Here is a 23,748-nt window from a genome sequence, read left to right on the forward strand (position 1 = left end):
ATGTTTAAAAAATAACAGCGAATGCCCTTGCGAAAGCACCGTCACTATTTTTAATTTTTAAAGGTGCTGCTGAGAAAAAGAATCGTTTCGCTTTAATGGCATCTAAGTTTGTTAAGTTTTCAATTAAGTAAATATTATTTCCTAACAGTATGTGATGAATCGGTGATGTTTCTGTCGTTACCTCATCAGGAGAAATAAAATCTAAACCGACAGATTTTACTTTTAATTGAACTAGTTCTTCAGCTAATTCTTCGGAAAGATAAAACGCTTCTTTCTCATAAGCTTCGGTATTCCATTTATTAGATAGATTGGAATGGAAAATGACAATATCGCCTTCTTTTATGTCGACAGTATGTAATACTTCCTTAGGTAATTTTCGCTCTTGAACATGAGTCACATCGATAAGAACAGCTTCGCCTACAAATTGATTTAGGGGTAATTGATCAATAGTGGTTGCGCCTGAAATGAAATGAGCAGGCGCATCACAATGCGTACCAACATGAACGACAGAATGAAAATTCGTAACTTGATAACCTGTTTCTTCAACGCTTGTAATGGCTTCTAGTTGGATTTTTGGTGTTCCAGGAAATTGAGACATATTATTTTCAAACGTTTGTGATAGATCAATTACTTTCATTTTACATACCTCCAATATATTTTTTTCAAATAATAAAAAGCCCATCCTTCATAATCAAGAAAGATGAGCTTTACATACTAGTTGAGTTTTATCTTCCAAAATGCAATGCATTTTGCAGGAATTAGCACCTATTCAGTTTGCATAAACTGAGGTTGCTGGGCTTCAAAGGACCGGTCCCTCTGCCTCTCTTGATAAAGGTTTATTCGGTTTTAAATTCGGAATATTTGTGATATTTAAATTGTAATTCATTTCCTTTTTTCGTGCAATACAAATTAGGTGTTCACCCAAATAAAGTTGCTCGCATATTGTAGCTTATGTAAGTAGACTGTTGCGAAGGAGTGAGTGCAGTGACAGGGAATGTATTAAATTATTATGCTGGTGGCAATACAGCTAGAGGATTTCATAATTTATACGAAGAGAATTTAAAAGGGCTAGATAGGTTGTTTATTTTAAAGGGTGGTCCAGGAACGGGAAAATCTTCTTTAATTAAGGCAATAGGTCGTGAATGGGTTGAAAAAGGATATGATATTGAACTTTTGCATTGTTCTTCTGATAATAAGTCAGTTGATGGAGTGATTATTCCGAAATTAAAAGTAGGAATTGTTGATGGAACATCACCGCATGTTATTGAGCCGAAAATGCCAGGAGTTATTGAAGAGTATATAAATTTAGGAGTTGCTTGGGACTCAGATAAATTAAGAAAGCAGAAGTTAGAAATTGAACGGTTTGTATTAGAAGCGGGCAAGGCTTTCAAATCTGCTTACGGATGTTTTAAAGAGGCGTTAGTTATACATGATGAGTGGGAGAAAATATATATTAATAACATTGATTTTAATAAAGCAAATGAACTAACAGAACAGCTAATTCAGAAATTATTTGCAGATAAAAAGGGAAAACAATCGATTGTGAAACATCGTTTTTTAGGAGCTGCTACACCGAAAGGAGCAGTTGATTTTGTTCCTAATTTAACAGAAGGATTACCACATCGTTATTTTATAAAAGGACGCCCGGGTTCTGGAAAATCAACAATGCTTAAAAAGTTATCGAAGGCAGCAGAAGAAAAAGGTTTTGACGTTGAAGTATATCATTGCGGATTTGACCCGAATAGTCTTGATATGGTTATCGTAAGAGAATTAGGATTTGCAATTTTTGATAGTACCGCACCACATGAATATTTTCCAAGTCGCGAAGGTGATGAGATTATAGATATGTATACTCTTATTGTTAAACCAGGGACGGATGAGAAGTATGCTACAGAAATTCGTGACGTTTCCATTCAATATAAAGCAAAAATGAATGAGGCAATGTCTTTCTTAGCAAAAGCAAAATCAGTTCGTGATAAATTAGAACGAATTTATATTGCTGCTATGGATTTTTCAAAAGTGGATGCATATAAAGAGGAAATTCAAAAAGAGTTTGAACGAATTACTGCTACTGTAATGGAAAAGAAAAAATAGGTGCTTTATTGAGCTGTCAGAAATTTTCTGACAGCTGTTTTGGTATATAGTAAAATTAGTCGTATATTTGTCGAATTACCAGGGAAATAATCAAAAAATGGAGATGGTATGAAATGAGAGAGAAAATTGAATTAGAACTAGAACGAATTGAAAAAGAGAATGATGTGAAAATTTTATTTGCAGTGGAATCAGGGAGTCGTGCTTGGGGATTCCCATCGAAAGATAGCGATTATGATGTTAGGTTTGTTTATATACATCCAGTAGAATGGTATTTATCAATTCATGATAAGCGTGATGTAATCGAATATCCAATTAGTGATGATTTAGACATAAGTGGTTGGGATATTAAAAAGGCATTGCAACTGTTTGCAAAGTCAAATCCAGCGTTACTCGAATGGATTCGATCGCCGATTTTTTATTCGAAAAACTCGAACCTTCCAGAACAGCTTCAGCAAATGAGTGAAAAGGATTTTAATCCGAAATCAACGATATATCATTACTTACATATGGCTTCAAAAAACTATCGTGAATTTTTACAAGGTGAAAATGTAAAGTTGAAAAAGTACTTTTACGTATTACGTCCTATTTTAGCTTGTAAATGGTTAGAAGAGAAAGGGACATTGCCCCCAGTAGAATTTGACCGGTTAATTATGGAACTATCAGTAGAGCCTAGTGTATTAGATGAAATTGAAAAGTTGTTAATAAAGAAAAAAGCAGGTACGGAATTAGATGTTGGATTGAAAATTGAGGTGTTAAATCAATTTTTAGAAGAACAAATTGATTATTATGAGCAATACGTGAAAGGGATTGAAAAGGGATTAGGGATTGATATTGAGAGTTTGAATACATTATTTCGAAATATGTTGTTTGAAGTATATGAAAAAGAGCACAAGTGAGTTTGTGCTCTTTTTGTGTTTTAGGAATAAAGAAAACGGTGCTAGTTACGATTATTCTTACAAAAGGGAGTAAATGAAAACTCACGCTGAATCTGTAATTATTCGTTATCAACTCGCTTTAATGGTTGATCTGCTGGACCTTCCATAACATCCCCATCAATTGAAAAACGGGAACCGTGACAAGGGCAATCCCAAGTACAATCACCGCTATTCCATTCAACTTCACAGCCGAGGTGTGTGCAAGTTGTATCGACGATATGTAATTTTCCTTCTTTATCTTTATAAGCACCTGCTCGTTTACCGTTGACATGTACAACAGAACCCTCGCCAACTTCAAGATTTTCTGGCTTACGTAATGCGGTTTCAATTTTTCCTTCAATTAAGTGTTTAGCAACATCAATGTTTTGAGAGAGGAAAGTTTTTATATCCGGGTTTGCATGAAAGCGTGATGGTGCAAACAGTTCTTTATATGGACTGTGGACTTTTAGAATGGAGTCCTTCAGTAAATGAGCTGCTGCAGTTCCAGTCGTCATTCCCCATTTACGATATCCAGTTGCCACAAATATATTTGGATTCCTTTCGTTAATATGTCCGATATAAGGGAGTTTATCTAGCGTGATTAAATCTTGCGCTGACCATCTATAAGGAATTTCATCTACTCCAAAAGTAGATTCAGCAAAGGAATATAGTGCATCATAATGAAGCATCGTATTAATTCCTTGGCCTGTTTTATGGCTCTCTCCGCCAATAAATATCAACTTTTCTCCATTGCTTGTCGTATAACGTATGGAGCGTTTTGGATCATCGATACTTAAATACATGCCCCCTGGATAATCCGTTTTTGCTTTTATTGCGAGGGCATAGGAGCGTTCTGCGTACATTCGCGTAAAGAAAAAGCTATTAGCATCATAAAAAGGAAAATGTGAACAAGAGACAATATATTTACAAGTGATGCGATGGTCACCCTTTGTAATAACTTGTGGATAATCTCCTTTTTCCACATCAATGGCTGTTGTTTGCTCATAAACTTTTCCGCCCATTTCCACAAACTTTTCTAAAATTGTTTTTAAATAAAGGAGGGGATGGAATTGCGCTTGATTTTTCATCACAAGTGCAGATTGTACGGGAATAGGAATCGACAGGGATTGAACATAGTCACAAGGAATATTTAATTTTTGATAGGCTTCATATTCTTTCGTTAAATTTCGCAGGCCATTATTGGTAGTTGTATATAAATACGAATCTTCATTTGTGAAATTACAGTCGATTTTATATGTTTGTACAGTCTCGCTTATGAATTGTAGAGCTTTACTATTTGATTCGTAGTAAAGCCTGGCTTTTTCAACACCAAAATTGTTTATTAATTCATCATAAATAAGATCATGTTGAGCTGTTACTTTTGCGGTTGTGTGCCCAGTTGTTCCATTTAAAACAGAACCAGAATCAATTAAAACGACTTTCATTCCTTCTTTAGCGAGTAAATAGGCGGTGGTAATGCCTGTAATACCAGCTCCGATAACAGCAACTTCTGTCTTTATATTTTCGGATAAATGAGGAAAAGTAGGTAATTGAGTAGATTCAATCCAATAGGATGATGGTAACTGCGGAAATGTGTCATCTGTCATTTTGAAAACCTCCAAATTAGAACAATTTTCCTTTTAATATTTCCATATTATATGGAATTCATGTATGTTGTTTTCGTAGCGTTTTATTTTTACTAAACGAAAGAAAAAATATTTTAATATAATTATTTTATTGGGGCAGTATGAAGAAGTAGGATTTATATAAAGCTAAATTCAAGTGATTCCATTTGTTGATTACATAGATAGTTCTTGAATAAGATAGAGTCTATATTGTTTAAGTGGATATGTATATATACCTGATAAAGCCTTATGAAATCTATGCTTTTTCTTTAGTGAAATAAAGTATAATTATAAAAATATAACCAACTTTTATTACTAGGTCATAAAAGTTGTTGACAATATAGAAATTCTATTGTTATGATTCATCATGTGGAAAGGTTGATAGAGAGTAAAAAGAGAAATGTTTTTCATTGATAATAAAAGCGAAAATTAAGTGACGATAGAGTGAGTATATTTTCCTTATGATAAATGCTTTTTGGATCACGTAGTAAAATCAATCTGGAAGCAAGAATTGATATATGCAAGTTGCGCGGGGCGCGGCATAAGAAAGGGGCAAAAGGATGAAGGAGCTTCATACGTTTGGGTGGTATGCAGCACGTGTAGCACCACATTTGCCGAAAAAAGCATTTAAACCAGTTCCTAATCGATTATTTGGTGGACTGGCTTATTTACTTGTGGCATTGGCTGGTTTAATAACGATCGGTGTATTTGAATTGAATGTGTGGGCAAATCTAGGAATTGCAATTGTTCTTGGATTATGTTTTGCTTCACTTGGATTTTTAGGACATGAAATTTTACATGGAACAGTTGTAAGAAAGGCATGGCTTCGTGATTTTTTAGGTGCGATAGCATTTATGCCATTATCAACTGGCCCAAAACTTTGGAGAAAGTGGCATAATGCAACGCATCATGTTCACACACAGCATGAAGAGAATGATCCAGATGCATGGCCGACATTTGAGAAACTGAAAAAGAGTAAGTTTTTGAGTTGGGTATATCGCATGCCTCTTCATGTACGTTCATTCTTTAGTTTCCTGTCACTAACAATTCAATTTACGTTACATTCGACTCGAATGTTCTTTCATTTTATAAAAGAATTTAAGTCATCCAATCAAAAATCTGTATGGCTTCAACTTCTTTTGCCCTGGACAGTTTGGATTAGTTTATTGTTTATTATGGGACCTACAAAGTGGTTCTTTGCATACGTGATTCCGTTGTTAATTGCTAACTTTATTGTAATGGCGTATATCGCAACAAATCACCGCTTAAATCCTATTGTTCCAGTAAATGATCCTTTAGCAAACTGTTTATCAGTAACAGTACCGCGCTGGGTAGACGTTTTACATTTCAATTTCTCATACCATACAGAACATCATCTGTTTCCTGCTATGAGTTCTAAATACTATCCATTAGTAAAAGATAAAATTAAAGAAATGTGGCCGGAACGCTATCACGAAATGCCGATGACAAAAGCTTTGGCAGCACTTTGGAATACACCACGTGTGTATTATCACGGAAGTGAATTGGTTGATCCGCATAGGGAGCATTTCTATGGTTCTTTAGGAAATGGATTGGATCCTCATAATATTTCATATCGTGAGGAACATATAGAGGAAAAAGAGACTATAAAAAAAGTAAATCAATAATAGACATATTTTACGATGAAAAAGCAAGCTCTCTTAGAGCTTGCTTTTTGTTATAAAGAGACTTCTTTCTTGTTCTTCGTCTTGACCTGGACAGAGTTATTTTCTTTTCGTTGTAGTCGTTTTTCTAGAAGACTAACAAGATAAGTAAATAGAAGAACTAGTGCGAGATAGTATACACCAACAATGATATATGTATCTAATTGCTGGAAGTTACCTGCGGCAATTGATAAACCGGATCCCCATAATTCGGACATTCCTACATAAGCGACAAGTGAAGAATCTTTTAATCCAATAATAAATTGGTTCCCTAGAGGGGGAAGAGACAGACGAAATGCTTGTGGTAATATAATCCGGCGCATCGCTAAAGGGTAAGGCATCCCTAAAGAGCGAGCAGCTTCCAATTGTCCACGGTCAACGGACTGAATGGATCCGCGGAAAATTTCAGTAATATATGCACCGTTATGAATTGCTAAAGCAATTGCTCCTGCCCAAAAAGGGGTAAAAACAACAACGGATGTAATCCCAAAATAGAGAATCGCGATTTGAACAATTAAAGGTGTACCACGAATAATGGCGATGTATACATGAGCAATACTATTTAAAACCTTATTGTTAGAGATTCGAAAGAAAGCGACTAGTAATCCAATTAGTGAACCGAGTAATAGGGATGTTAATGTTAATTGTAATGTGACAATAGTAGCCTTTAAGAGTGTGGGATAGGTAGAGATAAAAATTTCAAACATATGTGTCACCTCATATTGTATGGATTTTAGTAGTGAATGAAGTGCCCCACATACAAAGTGGGGCATGATTTATGAAATCTCTAAATGGCTAACTTACTTTGTTTTTGCCTCGTCTCCAAGAATATTACGCCCAAACCATTTTTTACTGATTTTTTCATACGTACCATCTTTAATGATTTCATCTAAAGCTTTATTTACTTTCTCAACCATTTCTTTATCATCTTTACGAATAGCAATTCCCATTTCATCAAGATTTAATGGTTTTCCAGCTTCTTTTATATTTGATTTACCTTCTTTGATCATACGTAAACCGACCATTTGATCAGTGATTACTGCATCAATACGTCCAGGCTCTAAGTCCATAAGTGCAGTAATATCGCTATCATATTCTGTGATTTGATCTGTATGTTTTGCAACAAGGTCTTTAAAGGTACTAGCTTTTACAACACCAATTTTCTTACCTTTCAAATCTTCTGGAGAAGAGATAGATGTATTCTTTTTAGCCACAAAAATTTGAGCACCAGAGCGATAATAAGGATTGGAGAAACTAACAGCTTTTAAGCGTTCTTCTGTAATTGCCATACTGCCCAATATAGCATCATATTTTTTCGATTGTAGACCTTGAATTAGCGTTTCCCATGGATTTGTAATAGGAGTGGGTTTCATATTCATTTTTTTCGCAAGTGCCTCACCAATTTCCACATCAAAACCGGCAAGCTTTCCGTCATTTTCTTTATAGTTAAAAGGTTTATATAAGCCACTCATCGCATAACGAAATTCTTTTTCACCATTTGAAGAAGTAGTAGCACTTTCCTTACTACAGGCTCCTAGTATGAAGGATGTACATAATGTAATACTCGCAACAATGGTTAATAGTTTTCTTTTCATAAAACCCCTCCTATATATTGATCATACGGATGGTTTTAAGTATGTTACTGAGATATTTTATTTGGACAATTAGTTGTGCACCGTATGGATGTATTTCTTTTCATTTGAAACAGAAGTTATATTATAAAACGTTGCGTAAAAATTGTTTTGCTCGTTCATGTGATGGAGCTGAAAAGAATTGTGCTGGCGGAGCGTCCTCTACAATCTTTCCGTCATCCATAAATATGACGCGATCAGCTACATCTCTTGCGAAATTCATTTCATGAGTAACAATAATCATGGTCATTCCTTCTTCAGCAAGTTCTTTCATAACTTGCAATACTTCTCCAACAAGTTCAGGGTCTAAGGCTGAGGTAGGTTCATCAAATAGCATAATTTTAGGATTCATAGCAAGAGCTCGTGCAATCGCAACGCGTTGTTTTTGACCACCTGACAGGAGGTGAGGAGTTACATCCGCCTTATCTTGTAGGCCGACTTTTTGTAGGAGTTGATTCCCAACATCCTTCGCGTCTGCTGTCTCCAATTTTTTTACGTGAATAGGTGCTTCTATGATGTTTTCTAGTGAGGTCATATGAGGAAAGAGGTTAAAGTGTTGAAAAACCATACCGACATTTTCACGGACTTTGTTTAAATTTGAATGCTTCGGATCAATTCGTTCACCTTGTAAGTGAATTTCACCTTCATCGTACATTTCTAAAAAGTTAAGACAGCGAAGTAATGTACTTTTACCGGAACCACTGGCACCAATTAAAACAACAACTTCTTTTTCTGTTATTTCTAAATCAATTCCTTTTAAAACATCAAGCGAGCCGAATGATTTTACTAGATTTCGAACCTGAATCATACAAAACCCCCAGTCAAAAATATATTTTACAAATGTTTCCCCTTATTTCTGTTATTAGTCACAAATTGTCAGAATCCTTTATTTTTTTGACGGAATTTGATATTCAAGGGAATTATGATTTTTAAAATCTCTATATCTTTGTATGACGAAAATATGGATAATAATATATAGGTAGCACTTATATTGCTTATAAGAAGGGGGAAAGAAGAGATGGAAAAAGAAAGGAAGACATTTTCCTTTGGCTTACGTACACAACTTATGCTATTCACTACAGTTTTAGCTTTAATTACATATTCAACAAGTTTATTTTTTATTTACGTTATATATGATTATTTTCAAAGTTATGTAAGTCAAACTGTTTATAATATTATCGTTATGTTATTAGGTGTAGTATGGTCTGGAATTTTAGCGTATGGGGCAGCAATATTTTTAATTAAACCACTTCGAAAGTTGGAAGAAGCAGCAAGGAAAGCGGCTGATGGTGATATTCGTGAAGATGTCCCGTTGCCAAAAGTAGATGATGAGATTAAATCTTTAAGTGTTGCATTTAATATGATGCTCGAGAACTTAAGAGGTATGGTGAAAAATATTGATACTACATTTTCGTATACAAATAATCAAGTTCAGCAAATTAGAAGACAAACAGGGGAAGCGACAAAGCAAGCACGCGGTGTGTCTGAAACTCTTGCAGAGATTTCTTCTGGCGCCGAGCAATCAGCAGCTTCCATTCAGGCGATTGTTTCAACTGTCGATACAACAACCTCTATTGCGAGTGAAGTAGAAGAAAAAGCAAAAAAGTCCGACGAATTGTCTTTAGAAATGGTTCAAGCTTTAGGACAAAGTACACGTGTCTTTACTTCTTTAATTCAAGGCATTCAAACATTGGCAAAAGAGAATGAAGCTTCGATGCAAAATGTACAGAAGTTAGAAGAACGAATGAAACAAGTAGAACATATTGTTTCTGTTGTGAGTGAGATTGCTAGTCAAACGAATTTATTAGCATTAAATGCTTCTATTGAGGCAGCTCGTGCTGGAGAGCATGGAAGGGGCTTTGCAGTTGTAGCTGAAGAAGTACGTAAACTTGCTGATGAAAGCGATCATTCTGCAAGAAATATATCGCAGTTATTACGAAATATGCAAGAGGAAGTGCAACAAGTCGCATTGAAAATGACGGAGCAAGTGAAAACAGCTAAAGAAGAGGCAAAACGAGGAGAAGCTACTGAATTAATTTTAAAAGAAATGTCATCGAGTATTATGGAAGTTGCCGATGCAACTAAGCAAATTAGTAGCTATATGAACGAACAAGTGAGTCACATTCATCAAACAGGAGCACAGACGAAGGCTGTAGCAGCAATTGCTGAGGAAACATCAGCTGGTTCACAAGAAGTGGCACGTGTGACGTTGCAACAATCTAAAAATATGGTAGTAATCGATCAATTATTAAAGGATTTAGAGAAGCAAGCAGCGGACTTGAAACAAACCATTGAACGATTTTCAATGTAAAAAGGAAGAACAGAATTCTGTTCTTCCTTTTTACGTATGGAAAGGAGGAATGCTTTGTTGAAAACGAAAAACATTACAAGGGTCATATACTGTCTTCACTTTACGCAACCTTTGAAAATTAGAGCCATAATAACTAGTTTGCCAATTTTTTATGTCGATATCGGGCCAATTTACATAGTCTCCCAGCGTGTAAGGGTCTAAGCTTTCCCGTAAATCTTTAACCCAGCGTATATTTCGATTTTCTTCATCGTTGCATTTCCAAGAAGTAATATATTCTTGAGCAATAATTGCCTTGCGGTGGAAATAAGCTGTTTCATTAGGCGAAATGTTTTCTACAGCACCTACGAGTGATTGGTGCCAAATACTCGCATCTTTATTTGGTGCATGAGAAAGAAAATATTGTAAGATTTGAATACCTTTAAGAGGGATAGGTTTATATACGTAGGAACCAGAGCGTTTGAATTTTTCAGGAATATTGCCGCTATTAAAGAATTGAACAGCCTTTATATACGGGACTTCATCTATAAAGAGAGAAGGATTACCAGTTTCAAGAAGAGGAGATAATAGAGGATAGAGTTCAGAAGGAGAGCCGACAAATTCACCTTTCACCTCGATTTTATTTCGTTGTTTAGAGAATAATTCAATTGATGAAGTGAGACGTTCATCTATATAAGGTGCCCAGTTTTGCCAAGCTTGAAATGCAGCAATAAAGTCTTTCCATTCCCATGTAAGTGAGAAAATTGATACGTTTTTAATAGGGTGGACTCGAAAGGTTAAGGAAGTAATAATCCCGAAATTTCCACCGCCACCGCCACGGCATGCCCAAAATAGGTTAGGGTTTTCTTGTTCATTTGCACGAATGATTTTTGCACCAAATTTTCCGCACGCTTGTACCATTTCGACTTCTACTAATTGATCACATGTTAGTCCAAATAAGCGTGAAAGCATGCCAATGCCACCGCCGAGTGTTAACCCCACAATTCCGACACTTGCACTTGTGCCAGCTGGTATTGTAACACCATATTTCCAAAGTTCTTTATACACAGTGCCAAGATTTGCACCCGCTTCAATTGTTGCTGTTAATTTTCCTGTACTAACCGTAATTTGCTTCATTTCACTCACATCAATAATAAGCCCGCCATTTAAAAGAGAGAAATTTTCGTAGCTATGTCGTCCACTTCTTAAGCGAAATGGTATATGACGCTCACGTGCCCATTTTAAGGCGTTACACACATCATTTTTATTTCGACAAAAAACAATAATACAAGGAAATTTTGGAATGCTTAAATTTAAATTTATTCGGGCTATGTCATACCCAGGATCCGAGGGAACGACGATACGACCAGTTAATTTTGTTTGTTTCAATTTATATCTCCTTTCTGAAATAATATGAGCTTGTATTAGTATATGAAGAGTGTATTTAACACGCATGGACGAGAAGAAGAGAAGGGTTAGATTTATCCCGTTATTTGCGAGCAGTAAGACAATCCGGCTGAAACAAAGAAGATAGGGCTGCTCGTAAAAGCTCGATTGGTAAGGGCTAATAATCAGCGGGGAATGGACATCTCCTTAACGATTAAAGTTTCACTTTATCTTTGTGAGAAATAAATAAGGCATAAGAATAAGGAAACTACATAGAGTTCAATGAAAACAGTTGCAAACTATTCATATTTTGTTATGATAGTGTTACGAAAACGTTTGCATAAAAAAATCCGATGGGATGCAAAAGGAGAGAATTAGTATGAATAAGACATGGTGGAAAGAAGCTGTCGCTTATCAAATTTATCCACGTAGCTTTATGGATTCAAATGGTGATGGTATTGGAGATTTACAGGGGATTATTGCAAAGCTGGATTATTTAAAAGATTTAGGTATAGATGTAATTTGGATTTGTCCAATGTATAAATCACCTAATGACGATAATGGTTATGATATTAGTGACTATCAAGATATTATGGATGAATTTGGTACGATGGAAGATTTTGATATGCTACTAGATGAAGTTCATAAGCGTGACATGAAGCTTATTATTGATTTAGTTATTAATCATACAAGTGATGAACATCCATGGTTTATTGAATCAAGTTCTTCTAAAGACAATCCGAAGCGTGATTGGTATATTTGGCAGGATGGTAAAGACGGCGCGGAACCAAACAATTGGGAAAGTATCTTTAATGGTTCTGCATGGGAATATGATGAAGTGACAGAGCAATATTATTTACATTTATTCTCGCGTAAACAACCAGATTTGAACTGGGAGAATAAAGAAGTTCGTGAAGTTTTATATGATACTGTTAATTGGTGGCTTGATAAAGGTATTGATGGTTTCCGCGTCGATGCGATTAGTCATATAAAAAAAGAAGATGGCCTCAAGGATATGCCAAACCCAAAAGGGTTAAAGTATGTGCCTTCTTTTGACAAACATATGAATGTAAATGGTATTCAGCCATTACTAGAAGAATTAAAAGAAAACACATTTGCTAAATACGATATTATGACTGTTGGAGAAGCAAATGGTGTGAAAGTTGAAGATGCTGATCTTTGGGTTGGAGAAGAGAATGGTAAATTCAATATGGTATTCCAATTTGAGCATTTAAGCTTATGGGATGCAGAAAAGAAGAAAGATCTTGATGTTGTTGAGTTGAAAAAAGTATTAACAAAGTGGCAAAAAGGTTTAGAAAATAAGGGATGGAATGCTTTATATATTGAAAATCATGATAAGCCACGTATTGTGTCTACTTGGGGAAATGATAAAGAATATTGGCGTGAAAGTGCAACGGCTTTAGGAGCGATGTATTTCTTTATGCACGGCACACCGTTTATTTATCAAGGACAAGAAATTGGTATGACAAATGTTCAGTTCCCAAATATTGAAGATTACGATGATGTAGCAATTAAAAATTTATATCGTGAGAAAATTGCAGAGGGCGTATCACATCAAGATATGATGGAAATTATATGGGCTTCTTGCCGCGATAATTCACGTACACCTATGCAGTGGAATGATGAAATGAATGCTGGCTTCACAACAAGTACACCTTGGTTTAGCATGAATCCAAATTACAAAGAAATTAATGTTGAAAAGCAAAAAAATGAAGAAAAGTCTATTTTCAATTTCTATAAGAAAATGATTGCCTTGAAAAAAGAGCACGATGTACTGAACTACGGTACGTACGATTTACTATTAGAAGACGATCCACAAATTTATGCATATACACGTACGCTACAGGATGAAAAAGTCATTGTAATTAGTAATATCTCAAAAGAGGAAGCTGTGCATAATGAGAGTTTATTCGCATTAGAACGCAAACGTTTGCTTTTAAATAACTATGAAGTTGCGGAACATGAACAAATAACTACAATCACGTTGAAACCTTATGAAACAAGGGTTTATCGCATTTTATAATGAAAAAGGATGCTCCTTGAGCATCTTTTTTTATGAAAAAAAATAAATTTCTATTGCAATGTGAAAACGCTTTTATTAAAATAGATTTATGAAAACGGTTGCGTAAAGAGAAAAAGAAACATAAGGAATCGTTTTCATAAGAGAAACAGAAATTATAATTTAAATCATTATGTTGTTATAAATAAAGGGGAGGAAAAACAGATGAAAATTACGTCTTTTGATTTTTGGCAAAAGTTCGGGAAAGCGTTACTAGTTGTTGTAGCTGTAATGCCAGCAGCTGGTTTAATGATTTCCATCGGTAAGTTAATTGGGATGTCTGCTGGGGATGTTAACGCAGTTCATACCATTGCTCGAGTAATGGAAGACATCGGTTGGGCAATTATTACAAATCTACACATCTTATTCGCAGTAGCAATTGGGGGATCTTGGGCGAAGGATCGAGCAGGTGGTGCATTTGCAGCACTATTAGCATTCGTTTTAACAAACAGAATTACAGGAGCTATATTTGGCGTAAACGCTCAAATGTTAACGGATTCAAAAGCGACAGTTTCTTCATTTTTAGCAGGAGATTTACTTGTAAAAGATTACTTTACTTCTGTACTTGGTGCACCAGCATTAAACATGGGAGTTTTCGTAGGGATTATCACAGGTTTCTTAGGAGCTACTTTATATAACAAATACTACAATTATAATAAACTGCCACAGGCATTAGCATTCTTTAATGGAAAACGATTCGTACCATTCGTTGTAATTGTTTGGTCTACAGTCACTGCGATTGTATTATCACTTGTATGGCCATTTATCCAAAGTGGATTAAATGAATTTGGTCGCTGGATTGCAGCATCTAAAGATAGTGCACCAGTTATTGCACCGTTTGTATATGGAACGTTAGAACGTTTATTATTACCATTTGGATTACATCATATGTTAACAATTCCGATGAACTACACAGAGCTAGGCGGAACATATACGATGTTAACTGGCTCAAAGGTTGGACAAATTGTAGCGGGACAAGATCCGTTATGGCTTGCATGGATTACAGATTTAAATAACTTATTAGCAAATGGAGATACGAAAGCATATAACGATTTATTAAATAACGTTGTACCAGCTCGTTTCAAAGCTGGACAAGTTATCGGCTCAACGGCAGCGTTAATGGGGATTGCGTTTGCGATGTTCCGTAATGTCGATAAAGAAAAACGTGCAAAATATAAACCAATGTTCTTATCAGCTGCATTAGCAGTATTCTTAACAGGTGTAACAGAACCAATTGAATTCATGTTCATGTTTATTGCACCAGTATTATATGTTGTGTATGCAATTACAACAGGACTTGCATTCGCATTAGCGGATTTAATTAATTTACGTGTTCATGCATTTGGATTTATTGAGTTAATTACACGTACACCAATGATGATCAATGCAGGTTTAACGAGAGATTTAATCAACTTTGTCATTGTTTCATTAGTGTTCTTCGGCCTTAACTTTACGTTATTCAACTTCTTAATTAAAAAATTCAATTTACCAACGCCAGGGCGTGCAGGAAACTATATTGATAATGAAGATGAGTCAACAGAAGGAACAGGAAATGTACAAGATGGTTCATTAGCAACAAAAGTTATTGATTTATTGGGCGGAAAAGATAATATTGCTGACGTAGATGCTTGTATGACACGTTTACGTGTAACAGTAAAAGATTTAGATGCCGTTGCACCAGAAGCAAAATGGAAACAAAATGGTGCTTTAGGACTTATTGTAAAAGATAAAGGTGTACAAGCAGTATATGGCCCGAAAGCTGACGTATTAAAGTCAGATATTCAAGATATGTTAGGTGCGTAATAATATGAAATTGCTAACTTTAAATTGTCACTCTTGGCAAGAAGAGAATCAAATTGAAAAAATAAAGTATCTTGCTAAAGCAATTCAAGAAGAAGATTATGATGTGATCGCATTGCAAGAAGTAAGTCAGTCTATACAAGCTGAAAATGTATGCGGTAACAAGAAAAAAGATAATTTTGGGCTTTTACTGCTAGAAGAGTTAAGAGCACTAAATGTAAAAGAATACAATATTATTTGGGATTTCTCTCATATTGGATATGATGTGTACGAAGAAGGATTAGCAATTGTAACAAAGCACAACATTGTAAAGGAAGATACGTTCTTTGTCTCAGAAAATAAGGATACAACGTATTGGAAAACACGCAAAATTGTAAGTGCAACAATTGCTTATAATGATAAGAATATAACGTTTTATTCTTGCCATCTCGGTTGGTGGAATGATGAAGAAGAATCATTCAAAGACCAAGTTGATCGTTTAATGGAGCGTGTAAATAGCAATGAACTTTCCTTCTTAATGGGTGATTTTAATAACAATGCTCGTTTGGAAGGAGAGGGTTATGAGTATATGATGCAAAAAGGTTTATATGACACATATGAACTAGCGATAGAGAAGGATGAAGGAACAACTGTCCAAGGAGAGATTGCTGGTTGGGATGAAAATAAACAAAACTTACGAATCGACCTAATATTAAGCAATCAAAGTAAAACAGTTACTTCTTCAAAAGTCATTTTTAATGGAACAAATCAAAATGTAATTTCTGACCATTTCGGTGTAGAAGTACAATTAGATATATAATAGAAGAAACCCTCACAGATAATGAAAAGCTGGGAGGGTTTTTTGATAAATACAAATATTCCCAAGAGAAAATACTTGTATTTTTTATGACATTTCCTATATATTTGTTATTATTGAATGTAAAACTAATTTGGTCATTTTGTATGCATACTTTTTTTACTTCGTTATATAATGAAGTAAGTGAAATATTTAATGGGAAAAATAGTATGTTTTCGTTTAATCCACGATGTAGAAAGTGATATAATTACAAAATGTATGTATCATTTTCTAAAGAAGGAAAAATATATAATTAGGTGATAACTTTTATGAAACAAATTTGGCGTATTTATAAGACAGATTTACGGAATGTAGCCAAACATTGGGCTGCAATTGTTATTGTTTTAGGGTTAATGATTTTACCATCGTTATATGCATGGTTTAACATTAAAGCTTCTTGGGATCCTTACGGAAATACGAAAGGAATCCAAATTGCAGTTTCTAACCAAGATGTTGGATCAAATTTAAGAGGGAAAGATATTAACATCGGGGAAGAAATTGTAGATTCACTTAAGAAGGACAAAAATTTCGGGTGGAAGTTTGTTGATGAAAAGCAAGCAATTTATGGAGTAGAGCGTGGAGATTATTCCGCAAGTATTACTATTCCAAAAGATTTTTCTGAAAAGATTGCAACGGTCTTGAATGAAAATCCACAGAAACCAGAACTTGATTACTATGTAAATGAAAAAGTAAATGCGATTGCACCGAAAATTACAGCTAAAGGTGCATCGGGTCTTACAGAAGAGGTTAGTAAAAACTTTGTTAAAACAGCAAACGGTGAGATTTTTAAAATCTTCAATGACCTTGGAATCGATTTAGAAACTAACTTACCAAGTATTGAGAAGGTCAAGGATCTCGTATTTAAGTTAGAAGCACAGTTCCCAGAAATGAATACACTTGTGGATAAGGCATTAGATGATGCGACTCGGGCAGAAGATGTTGTGAAAGTAGCGCAAAAAGAGTTGCCAGTTGTAGAAAGTGTTATGAATGATGGGCAGGAAGCGTTAGGGAATTTAGATAAATTCTTTGCGAGAAATGATGAAACATTGAAGCGTGCACCTGGAACAATTAAGAATAATTTAATTGTAATGCAACAAGGTTTAGATAGTGCGGCAGCAATTACGGATTTCTTAAAAAATCCATCATTTGATTCTAATCTGACACTTCCAGATCCGGCTAAATTCCCAGTGTTGCCTAATATAACTATTCCGCAAGTACCACAAATACCAGAAATTCCAGCGTTACCGCAAGTGAATGGTGAGGGGTATAAAAATATTGCTAAAAATATTGATCAAACTGTAAATAATGTTTTTAGTTCGATACGTGTCGGAACAACTTATGCACAAGGTGTTATAAACGGGTTGCAAAATGGTAATTTGGATCCGGAAAAAGCGAAACAAGATCTTAATAAGGTTTCTGAGACGCTGCAAGGTCGAGCAGATAGTGTTTCATATTTAATTGATGTCTTTACTAAATTTAAAGAGTCTGCATCAACTGATTTTGGAAAAGAATTCTTCCAAAAGAGAATAGAAAAATTAACAAACCTTAAATCAGCTATTGAAAATGCAAATGGTGGCGTTAAAGATATTGCCAATATTATTGGTACAGGGCAAGAAGTGAAACAAGATGTAAGAGACGCTACTAATAAAAAATTAGATGCAATAAATAACTTGGTAAATCAAGCAGAAGCAGATTATAATGCTACGTTTGTAGCAGATTTCGAAAAAGCAGTAAGCACAGCTGAGCAATTGAAAAACAAAGCTGAAAATGTAAAAGAAGATGCTCAGCAGTTAAGAGGGAATTTAAATCAAGATATAAAAGCAGCAAATGATTTAGTAAACCAAACAAATGAAGCATTAGACAATGGTAGAGAAAAATATGATAAGGCTGTAAATGATTACAGCAGATTAAAAACGGAGCTTGAAAAAGCAAGAGAAGACTTAAGTAACAAAGGTGTTAATGGATTAGATTCTACAAAAGTAGCCTTAAATGATTTAAATGGACAGTTCAAAGCAGGATGGAATTTAGTTAATGATATGATTCCGGTTATGGAAAGTACAAATAAAGTTTTGGGCGATGTGAATAGTGATAAAAATCTTAATGGCACAATTGCTAAGTTAAATAAAGCAAAAGATGGTTTGCAAAAAGGAATCGATTTAACTGATAAAGGAATTGACGCTATTAATAAAGGTCAAAAACCAGCAGCAGATGTTATTGAAAGTATTAATCAAGTGTCTAAAAATGTTTCGGGCCAAATTGGTGACATTTTAGCTAAATATGACTCAGAAATCGTTCCAAACTTTAACGCAGCAATTGCTCGTACAAAAGAGATGTCTAAAAATACATCTCAAATTTTAGGTGAGGCAGATAAGAAGCTTCCAGATGTGAAAAAATTACTTGAAGATTCATCAAAAGGCTTAGTAGATGGTCAAAAGAAAATTGCAGATATTAAAGCTGAAATGCCAGCTACTGAGAAAAAGATTAAAGAATTAGCAGATAAAATTCGTGATTTTGAATCTGAAGAGGATATAAAAGACATCATACGCTTATTAAAGAATGATGTTGAAAAGCAAAGTGACTACTTTGCAAATCCAGTAAATTTAAAAGAGAATAAATTATTTGCAATGCCGAACTACGGTTCAGCAATGTCACCATTCTATACAGTGCTTGCATTATGGGTAGGCGCATTATTAATGGTTTCATTATTAACGGTAGAAGTACACGAAGAGGGCGCGAATTATAAGAGCCATGAAGTTTACTTCGGACGTTTATTAACATTCTTAACGATAGGTCTTTCACAAGCGTTTATCGTATCAATGGGAGATATATTCTTACTCGGTACGTACGTAGTCGATAAGTTCTGGTTTGTGTTATTTAGTTTATTTATTGGGGGAGTATTTGTTTGTATCGTGTACTCACTCGTTTCTATTTTCGGAAACGTTGGGAAATCGATGGCGATCATTTTACTTGTACTGCAAGTAGCAGGATCAGGCGGAACATTCCCAATTCAAATGACACCACCGTTCTTCCAAGCGATTTATCCGTTCTTACCATTCACATATGCAATTAGTGCAATTCGTGAAACAGTTGGCGGAATGCTTTGGGATATAGTAACTAGAGATTTACTTGTGTTAAGTGTTTTCGTAGTAGTTATGATTGTTGCTGCGTTATTACTGAAAACACCAATTAACAAATCAAGTGAAAAATTCGTTGAGAATGCAAAAGGAAGTAAAATCATTCATTAATAAAAAGGTTCCTACCGATAGAGGTAGGAACCTTTTTATTTAATCAAATTTTAATTTCTTTAATGCTTCTGCGAATGGATTGTTTAATGGTTCTTCCTCTTTGTTCTGTTGTTTCATATATTTTTGGACGTCACGTTTATCAGCTTTGCTGCCGGATTCTTTTTTACGTCTCTCTTGGAATGTAGAAAGTTTCTCACGATAGCCACATTTACATGCGAAAATTTGGCCCGCTCCTTCACCACGAAGTTCTAGTTTCTTTTTACACTGAGGACAGCGTGCGTTTGTAGTGCGGGATACATTTTTACGGTGACCACATTCGCGATCTTGGCATACAAGCATTTTACCTTTTTTACCGTTTACTTCTAACATCGGTTTACCACAGTCTGGACAAGACTTCGTTGAAATGTTGTCATGTTTATATTTTTTATCACTCGATTTAATTTCAGCAACAATTTCTTTCGTATAGTTCTTCATTTCTGAAATGAATACTTCTTTCTTTAATTTTCCTTTAGCGATAGCTTCTAACTTTTGCTCCCATTCACCAGTTAGTGTAGGAGATTTCAGTTCTTCTGGCACTAAATCAAGTAACTGACGGCCTTTTGAAGTAATATGAATATCTTTACCACGTTTTTCAAGCAAGAACGAATTGAATAACTTGTCGATAATATCAGCTCGTGTAGCTACAGTACCTAATCCACCAGTTGACTTTAACGTGTCAGCAAGTTGTTTGTTTTGCGTATCCATGTATTTTGTTGGGTTTTCCATTGCTGAAAGTAATGTTGCTTCATTAAAGCGTGCAGGTGCTTTTGTTTGACCTGATGTTTGGACAATTAGTTTTATGTTTAATGTATCGCCTTTTTCGATGCGAGGTAAGATTTGTTCTTTTACATCATCGTTTGCATCATCATCTTCAAACCGATTTGCATAAACCTCTTTCCAACCAGCATGTAAAATCGTTTTTCCGCGTGCGATGAACGTTTCGTCACCAATTTTCGTGCGCAATGTTAGTTGTTCATATTCAAAGGCCGGGAATAAAACAGCTAAGAAACGTTTTACAACTAAGTCATAAATTTTACGTTCTTTATCTGTGAAAGCTGAGAAGTTTACATAGCTCTCTGTTGGAATAATTGCGTGATGATCACTTACTTTACTATCATCAACAAATGATTTATTAGATTTTACAGGTTTCTGCAATACTTTATGTGCTAAAGGACGGTATTCTCCAACTCCGCAAGCCTTCAGACGCTCTGGAAGTGTTCCGACAATATCAGATGAAATATAGCGTGAATCTGTACGAGGGTACGTTAAAACTTTATGCTGTTCATATAATTTTTGCATAATGTTTAATGTTTCTTTCGCAGAGTAACCAAATATTTTATTCGCATCACGTTGTAGTTCAGTTAAATCGTAAAGACCAGGAGCGAACGATTTCTTTTGTTTTTTATCAATGTCTACAACAGTAGCATTTTGTTTACTAATTTTGTTCACGATTGCATCAGTTTTTTCTTTATTAAAGCTACGGCCATTTCCTTTTGTATCTTGCCAAGTTAGCTTTAATCTCTCAGCTGTTTGAGCTTCGATACCATAGTAAGTTTGAGCTTTGAAATGTTTGATTTCATCTTCACGGCTTGCAATCATGGCTACAGTAGGTGTTTGAACACGACCACAATTTAGTTGGGCATTAAAGCGAGTAGTTAATGCTCGAGTCGCATTAAGTCCGATATACCAGTCAGCCTCTGAACGTGCGACAGCTGAAGCGTATAGATTGTCATATGCTTTTCCTGGTTTTAAATTTGCGAAGCCATCTTTAATTGCTTTATCGGTAACAGATGAAATCCATAGACGTTTAATCGGTTTCTGCATTTTAACTTTATCGATAATCCAGCGTGCGACCAACTCTCCCTCACGACCGGCGTCAGTAGCTATAATGATTTCATTTACATCTTTTCTAAGAAGCTGACTTTTTACAGCGTTAAACTGTTTCCCTGTTTGTTTAATAACGGTTAGTTTTAAACGCTCCGGTAGCATTGGTAAATCTTCTAAATTCCACTGTTTATATTTCACATCATAGCTTTCTGGATCAGCTAATGTAACGAGATGACCTAAAGCCCAAGTAACAATATATTTACTACCTTCAAGATAGCCGTTCCCTTTTTTATCACATTTCAGTACACGTGCGATATCACGTGCAACAGAAGGTTTTTCAGCAATTACAATACTTTTTGCCATATTTAAAAACATCCTTTCAAATTTCCATACGTTAAATATAGCATACATCTTTGTTCTATTCAGTCTTGCTGACGGTTTGAGTTATTTGTGGTGAAATATACGTGTGAGAGTTTTACTTATATAAAGGCGAAGAATGGTTGAACCAGGAGAGTTCTGATCTCTATCATTCTATAAAAGTAAAGAACTTGTTATTTTACTAGAATAAGAGTAGACTTTGAAGTAGATGAATAATAAACACATGGGAGTTTGTGGATGCAAACTGAGAGTATGACTAATCCGTCATTGACCATTTGAACCTGTTGGATAATGCCAGCGTAGGGAGAGTGTAAAAGCACATGTTCAGGCACTTTGCGTACGCGCAAAGTGCCTTTTTGTGTATCTCCCATCATTAAAGTTAGGAGATGAATAGAATGAATGTACAAGGAATTAGTAAAATAGTGGAATTGGTGAGAGGGTCTAATCCACTCGTGCATAATATTACAAATGTTGTTGTAACAAATTTTACAGCAAACGGTTTGTTAGCATTAGGAGCATCACCTGTAATGGCGTATGCAAAAGAAGAAGTAGCTGAAATGGCTAGCATTGCGGGAGCCCTTGTTTTAAATATGGGTACACTTCGTCCTGAAGAGGTAGAAGCGATGTTACTTGCTGGTAAATCAGCAAATAAGAATGATGTACCAGTATTGTTTGATCCAGTTGGGGCAGGAGCAACTTCTTATCGAACAGAAGTTGCGAGATATATTCCAGCTGAAATCGATTTAGCTGTTATCCGCGGAAATGCAGCTGAAATAGCTAACGTTATTAATGAGAAATGGGAAATTAAAGGTGTAGATGCTGGTACTGGAAACGGTAATGTTGTAAATATTGCAAAACAGGCAGCGGATGAATTAAATACAGTTGCGATAATTACTGGACAAGAAGATGTTGTTACAGATGGAGAGCGAACTATTCTTATTCGAAATGGCCATCCTATTTTAACGAAAGTTACTGGAACAGGTTGTTTACTAACTTCTGTAATAGGAGCATTTGTAGCGGTAGAAAAGGATTATGTAAAGGCAGCAGTAGCCGCATTAACATTCTATGGAGTAGCAGCAGAAATAGCGGCTTCGAAAACAGTAGAGAGTGGACCAGGAAGCTTTCAAATTGAATTTTTAAATCAGTTAGCGAATACAACTTCAGATGATATTGAGAAGTATGGAAAGATTGAGGTTATACAGTAAGGAGGGGAACTAGATGTCGCGCATTACAATGGATGAAATGTCTAGGGTATTACCAGTATATTTTATTATGGGAAGTAACAATTGTACGAAGGAGCCACTACAAGTATTGAGAGATGCACTAGAAGGTGGTATAACAATTTTTCAACTTCGTGAAAAGGGAGAAGGGGCTTTAACGGGAGAGAAACGTATTGATTTTGCGAAAGAACTACAAGCGCTTTGCAAGGAGTACGGTGTACCATTCATCGTAAATGATGATGTGGAACTAGCCCTCGAGTTAGATGCAGATGGCGTGCATGTTGGACAAGATGATGAAGGAATTACATCTGTTCGTAAAAAAATGGGAGATAAAATTATTGGAGTATCTACACATACAATTGAAGAAGCACGCTGGGCGATTGAAAATGGAGCCGATTATTTAGGAGTTGGTCCAATTTTCCCGACGAGTACGAAAAAAGATACAAAAGCGGTTCAAGGAACGAAAGGTCTAAAGTATTTTAGGGAACAAGAGATTACAATACCGATCGTTGGGATTGGTGGGATTACAATTGAAAATACAGCTTCTGTTATAGAAGCGGGTGCGGATGGTGTTTCAGTTATTTCAGCGATTAGCTTAGCGGAATCTGCGTATGAAAGTACGAAGAAATTAGTTGAAGAAGTAAATAAGAGTTTGTAGAAAAAGCCCATGTAATATTTTAAATGCTATATGGAGGAATAGACTGC

At 35.4% G+C, this 23,748-nt stretch carries 17 protein-coding genes, 1 pseudogene and 2 riboswitches; of the genes and pseudogenes, 11 read left to right on the forward strand and 7 right to left on the reverse strand.

All coding sequences use genetic code 11. The features are described 5' to 3' along the window. Nucleotides 1–4: 4 nt before the first annotated feature. On the reverse strand, nt 5–637 hold the full coding sequence (locus NSQ08_RS00600) for a cyclase family protein (RefSeq protein ID WP_002091277.1): 633 nt from the start codon (nt 635–637) through the stop codon (nt 5–7). A gap of 85 nt (nt 638–722) precedes the next feature. Further along, nucleotides 723–835: riboswitch (SAM riboswitch) on the reverse strand. Nucleotides 836–984: 149 nt separating this feature from the next. Between NSQ08_RS00600 and NSQ08_RS00605 the strand changes: the two genes are divergently transcribed. Next, on the forward strand, nt 985–2,094 hold the full coding sequence (locus NSQ08_RS00605; RefSeq protein ID WP_340770308.1) for a PRK06851 family protein: 1,110 nt from the start codon (nt 985–987) through the stop codon (nt 2,092–2,094). A gap of 113 nt (nt 2,095–2,207) precedes the next feature. Beyond that, complete coding sequence (locus NSQ08_RS00610; RefSeq protein ID WP_002191799.1) at nt 2,208–2,990, forward strand: nucleotidyltransferase domain-containing protein; 783 nt, start codon at nt 2,208–2,210, stop codon at nt 2,988–2,990. Nucleotides 2,991–3,088: 98 nt separating this feature from the next. Here the strand turns inward: NSQ08_RS00610 and NSQ08_RS00615 are convergent, their stop codons facing one another. Next, entirely contained in the window at nt 3,089–4,615 is a 1,527-nt protein-coding gene (locus tag NSQ08_RS00615; RefSeq protein ID WP_340770315.1) for an FAD-dependent oxidoreductase, read from the reverse strand. Nucleotides 4,616–5,193: 578 nt separating this feature from the next. Here NSQ08_RS00615 and NSQ08_RS00620 point away from each other — a divergent pair. After that, the gene (locus tag NSQ08_RS00620; RefSeq protein ID WP_002091268.1) at nt 5,194–6,279 is read left to right on the forward strand and encodes a fatty acid desaturase family protein; all 1,086 of its coding nucleotides are present in this window, start codon (nt 5,194–5,196) and stop codon (nt 6,277–6,279) included. A gap of 50 nt (nt 6,280–6,329) precedes the next feature. Here NSQ08_RS00620 and NSQ08_RS00625 read toward each other — a convergent pair whose 3' ends face one another. The 3 genes from NSQ08_RS00625 to NSQ08_RS00635 form a co-directional block, all read right to left on the reverse strand. Next, nucleotides 6,330–7,022: an amino acid ABC transporter permease gene (locus tag NSQ08_RS00625; protein WP_002113621.1), complete on the reverse strand. Its 693-nt coding sequence runs from the start codon at nt 7,020–7,022 to the stop codon at nt 6,330–6,332. Between the two features lie 93 nt (nt 7,023–7,115). Continuing rightward, nucleotides 7,116–7,910 carry an ABC transporter substrate-binding protein gene (locus NSQ08_RS00630; RefSeq protein ID WP_002091263.1) on the reverse strand — a complete coding sequence of 265 codons (795 nt, stop codon included), beginning with the start codon at nt 7,908–7,910 and terminating at the stop codon, nt 7,116–7,118. Between the two features lie 121 nt (nt 7,911–8,031). Further along, nucleotides 8,032–8,754, reverse strand: a complete 723-nt coding sequence (locus NSQ08_RS00635; protein WP_078185151.1) for an amino acid ABC transporter ATP-binding protein — start codon at nt 8,752–8,754, stop codon at nt 8,032–8,034. A 375-nt stretch (nt 8,755–9,129) separates the two neighbouring features. On the opposite strand from NSQ08_RS00635, the pseudogene NSQ08_RS29840 reads away from it, so the two are divergent. Next, a pseudogene (locus NSQ08_RS29840) lies at nt 9,130–9,315 on the forward strand (HAMP domain-containing protein); the annotation flags it as partial. A gap of 15 nt (nt 9,316–9,330) precedes the next feature. Continuing rightward, nucleotides 9,331–10,257, forward strand: a complete 927-nt coding sequence (locus NSQ08_RS00640) for a methyl-accepting chemotaxis protein (RefSeq protein WP_445686578.1) — start codon at nt 9,331–9,333, stop codon at nt 10,255–10,257. Nucleotides 10,258–10,287: 30 nt separating this feature from the next. Here NSQ08_RS00640 and NSQ08_RS00645 read toward each other — a convergent pair whose 3' ends face one another. Further along, nucleotides 10,288–11,622, reverse strand: a complete 1,335-nt coding sequence (locus NSQ08_RS00645; protein WP_340770341.1) for an FAD-dependent oxidoreductase — start codon at nt 11,620–11,622, stop codon at nt 10,288–10,290. Nucleotides 11,623–11,998: 376 nt separating this feature from the next. On the opposite strand from NSQ08_RS00645, the gene NSQ08_RS00650 reads away from it, so the two are divergent. From NSQ08_RS00650 to NSQ08_RS00665, 4 genes are all read left to right on the forward strand, one after another. Next, nucleotides 11,999–13,663: a glycoside hydrolase family 13 protein gene (locus tag NSQ08_RS00650; protein WP_340770343.1), complete on the forward strand. Its 1,665-nt coding sequence runs from the start codon at nt 11,999–12,001 to the stop codon at nt 13,661–13,663. Between the two features lie 201 nt (nt 13,664–13,864). After that, the gene (locus NSQ08_RS00655; protein ID WP_002016687.1) at nt 13,865–15,502 is read left to right on the forward strand and encodes a PTS transporter subunit IIBC; all 1,638 of its coding nucleotides are present in this window, start codon (nt 13,865–13,867) and stop codon (nt 15,500–15,502) included. Between the two features lie 4 nt (nt 15,503–15,506). Next, nucleotides 15,507–16,298, forward strand: a complete 792-nt coding sequence (locus NSQ08_RS00660; RefSeq protein WP_340770351.1) for an endonuclease/exonuclease/phosphatase family protein — start codon at nt 15,507–15,509, stop codon at nt 16,296–16,298. 305 nt (nt 16,299–16,603) lie between these two features. Further along, nucleotides 16,604–19,579, forward strand: a complete 2,976-nt coding sequence (locus tag NSQ08_RS00665) for a YhgE/Pip domain-containing protein (protein WP_340770354.1) — start codon at nt 16,604–16,606, stop codon at nt 19,577–19,579. 39 nt (nt 19,580–19,618) lie between these two features. Here NSQ08_RS00665 and topB read toward each other — a convergent pair whose 3' ends face one another. Further along, complete coding sequence (gene topB, locus NSQ08_RS00670) at nt 19,619–21,808, reverse strand: DNA topoisomerase III (protein WP_340770357.1); 2,190 nt, start codon at nt 21,806–21,808, stop codon at nt 19,619–19,621. 228 nt (nt 21,809–22,036) lie between these two features. Further along, nucleotides 22,037–22,146: riboswitch (TPP riboswitch) on the forward strand. Between the two features lie 72 nt (nt 22,147–22,218). On the opposite strand from topB, the gene thiM reads away from it, so the two are divergent. Continuing rightward, nucleotides 22,219–23,028: a hydroxyethylthiazole kinase gene (gene thiM, locus NSQ08_RS00675; protein ID WP_340770359.1), complete on the forward strand. Its 810-nt coding sequence runs from the start codon at nt 22,219–22,221 to the stop codon at nt 23,026–23,028. A 13-nt stretch (nt 23,029–23,041) separates the two neighbouring features. After that, entirely contained in the window at nt 23,042–23,701 is a 660-nt protein-coding gene (gene thiE / locus NSQ08_RS00680; protein WP_201051113.1) for a thiamine phosphate synthase, read from the forward strand. The last annotated feature ends 47 nt before the right edge of the window (nt 23,702–23,748 follow it).

Source organism: Bacillus sp. FSL E2-8887, from assembly GCF_038007205.1.
GTDB lineage: Bacteria > Bacillota > Bacilli > Bacillales > Bacillaceae_G > Bacillus_A > Bacillus_A mycoides.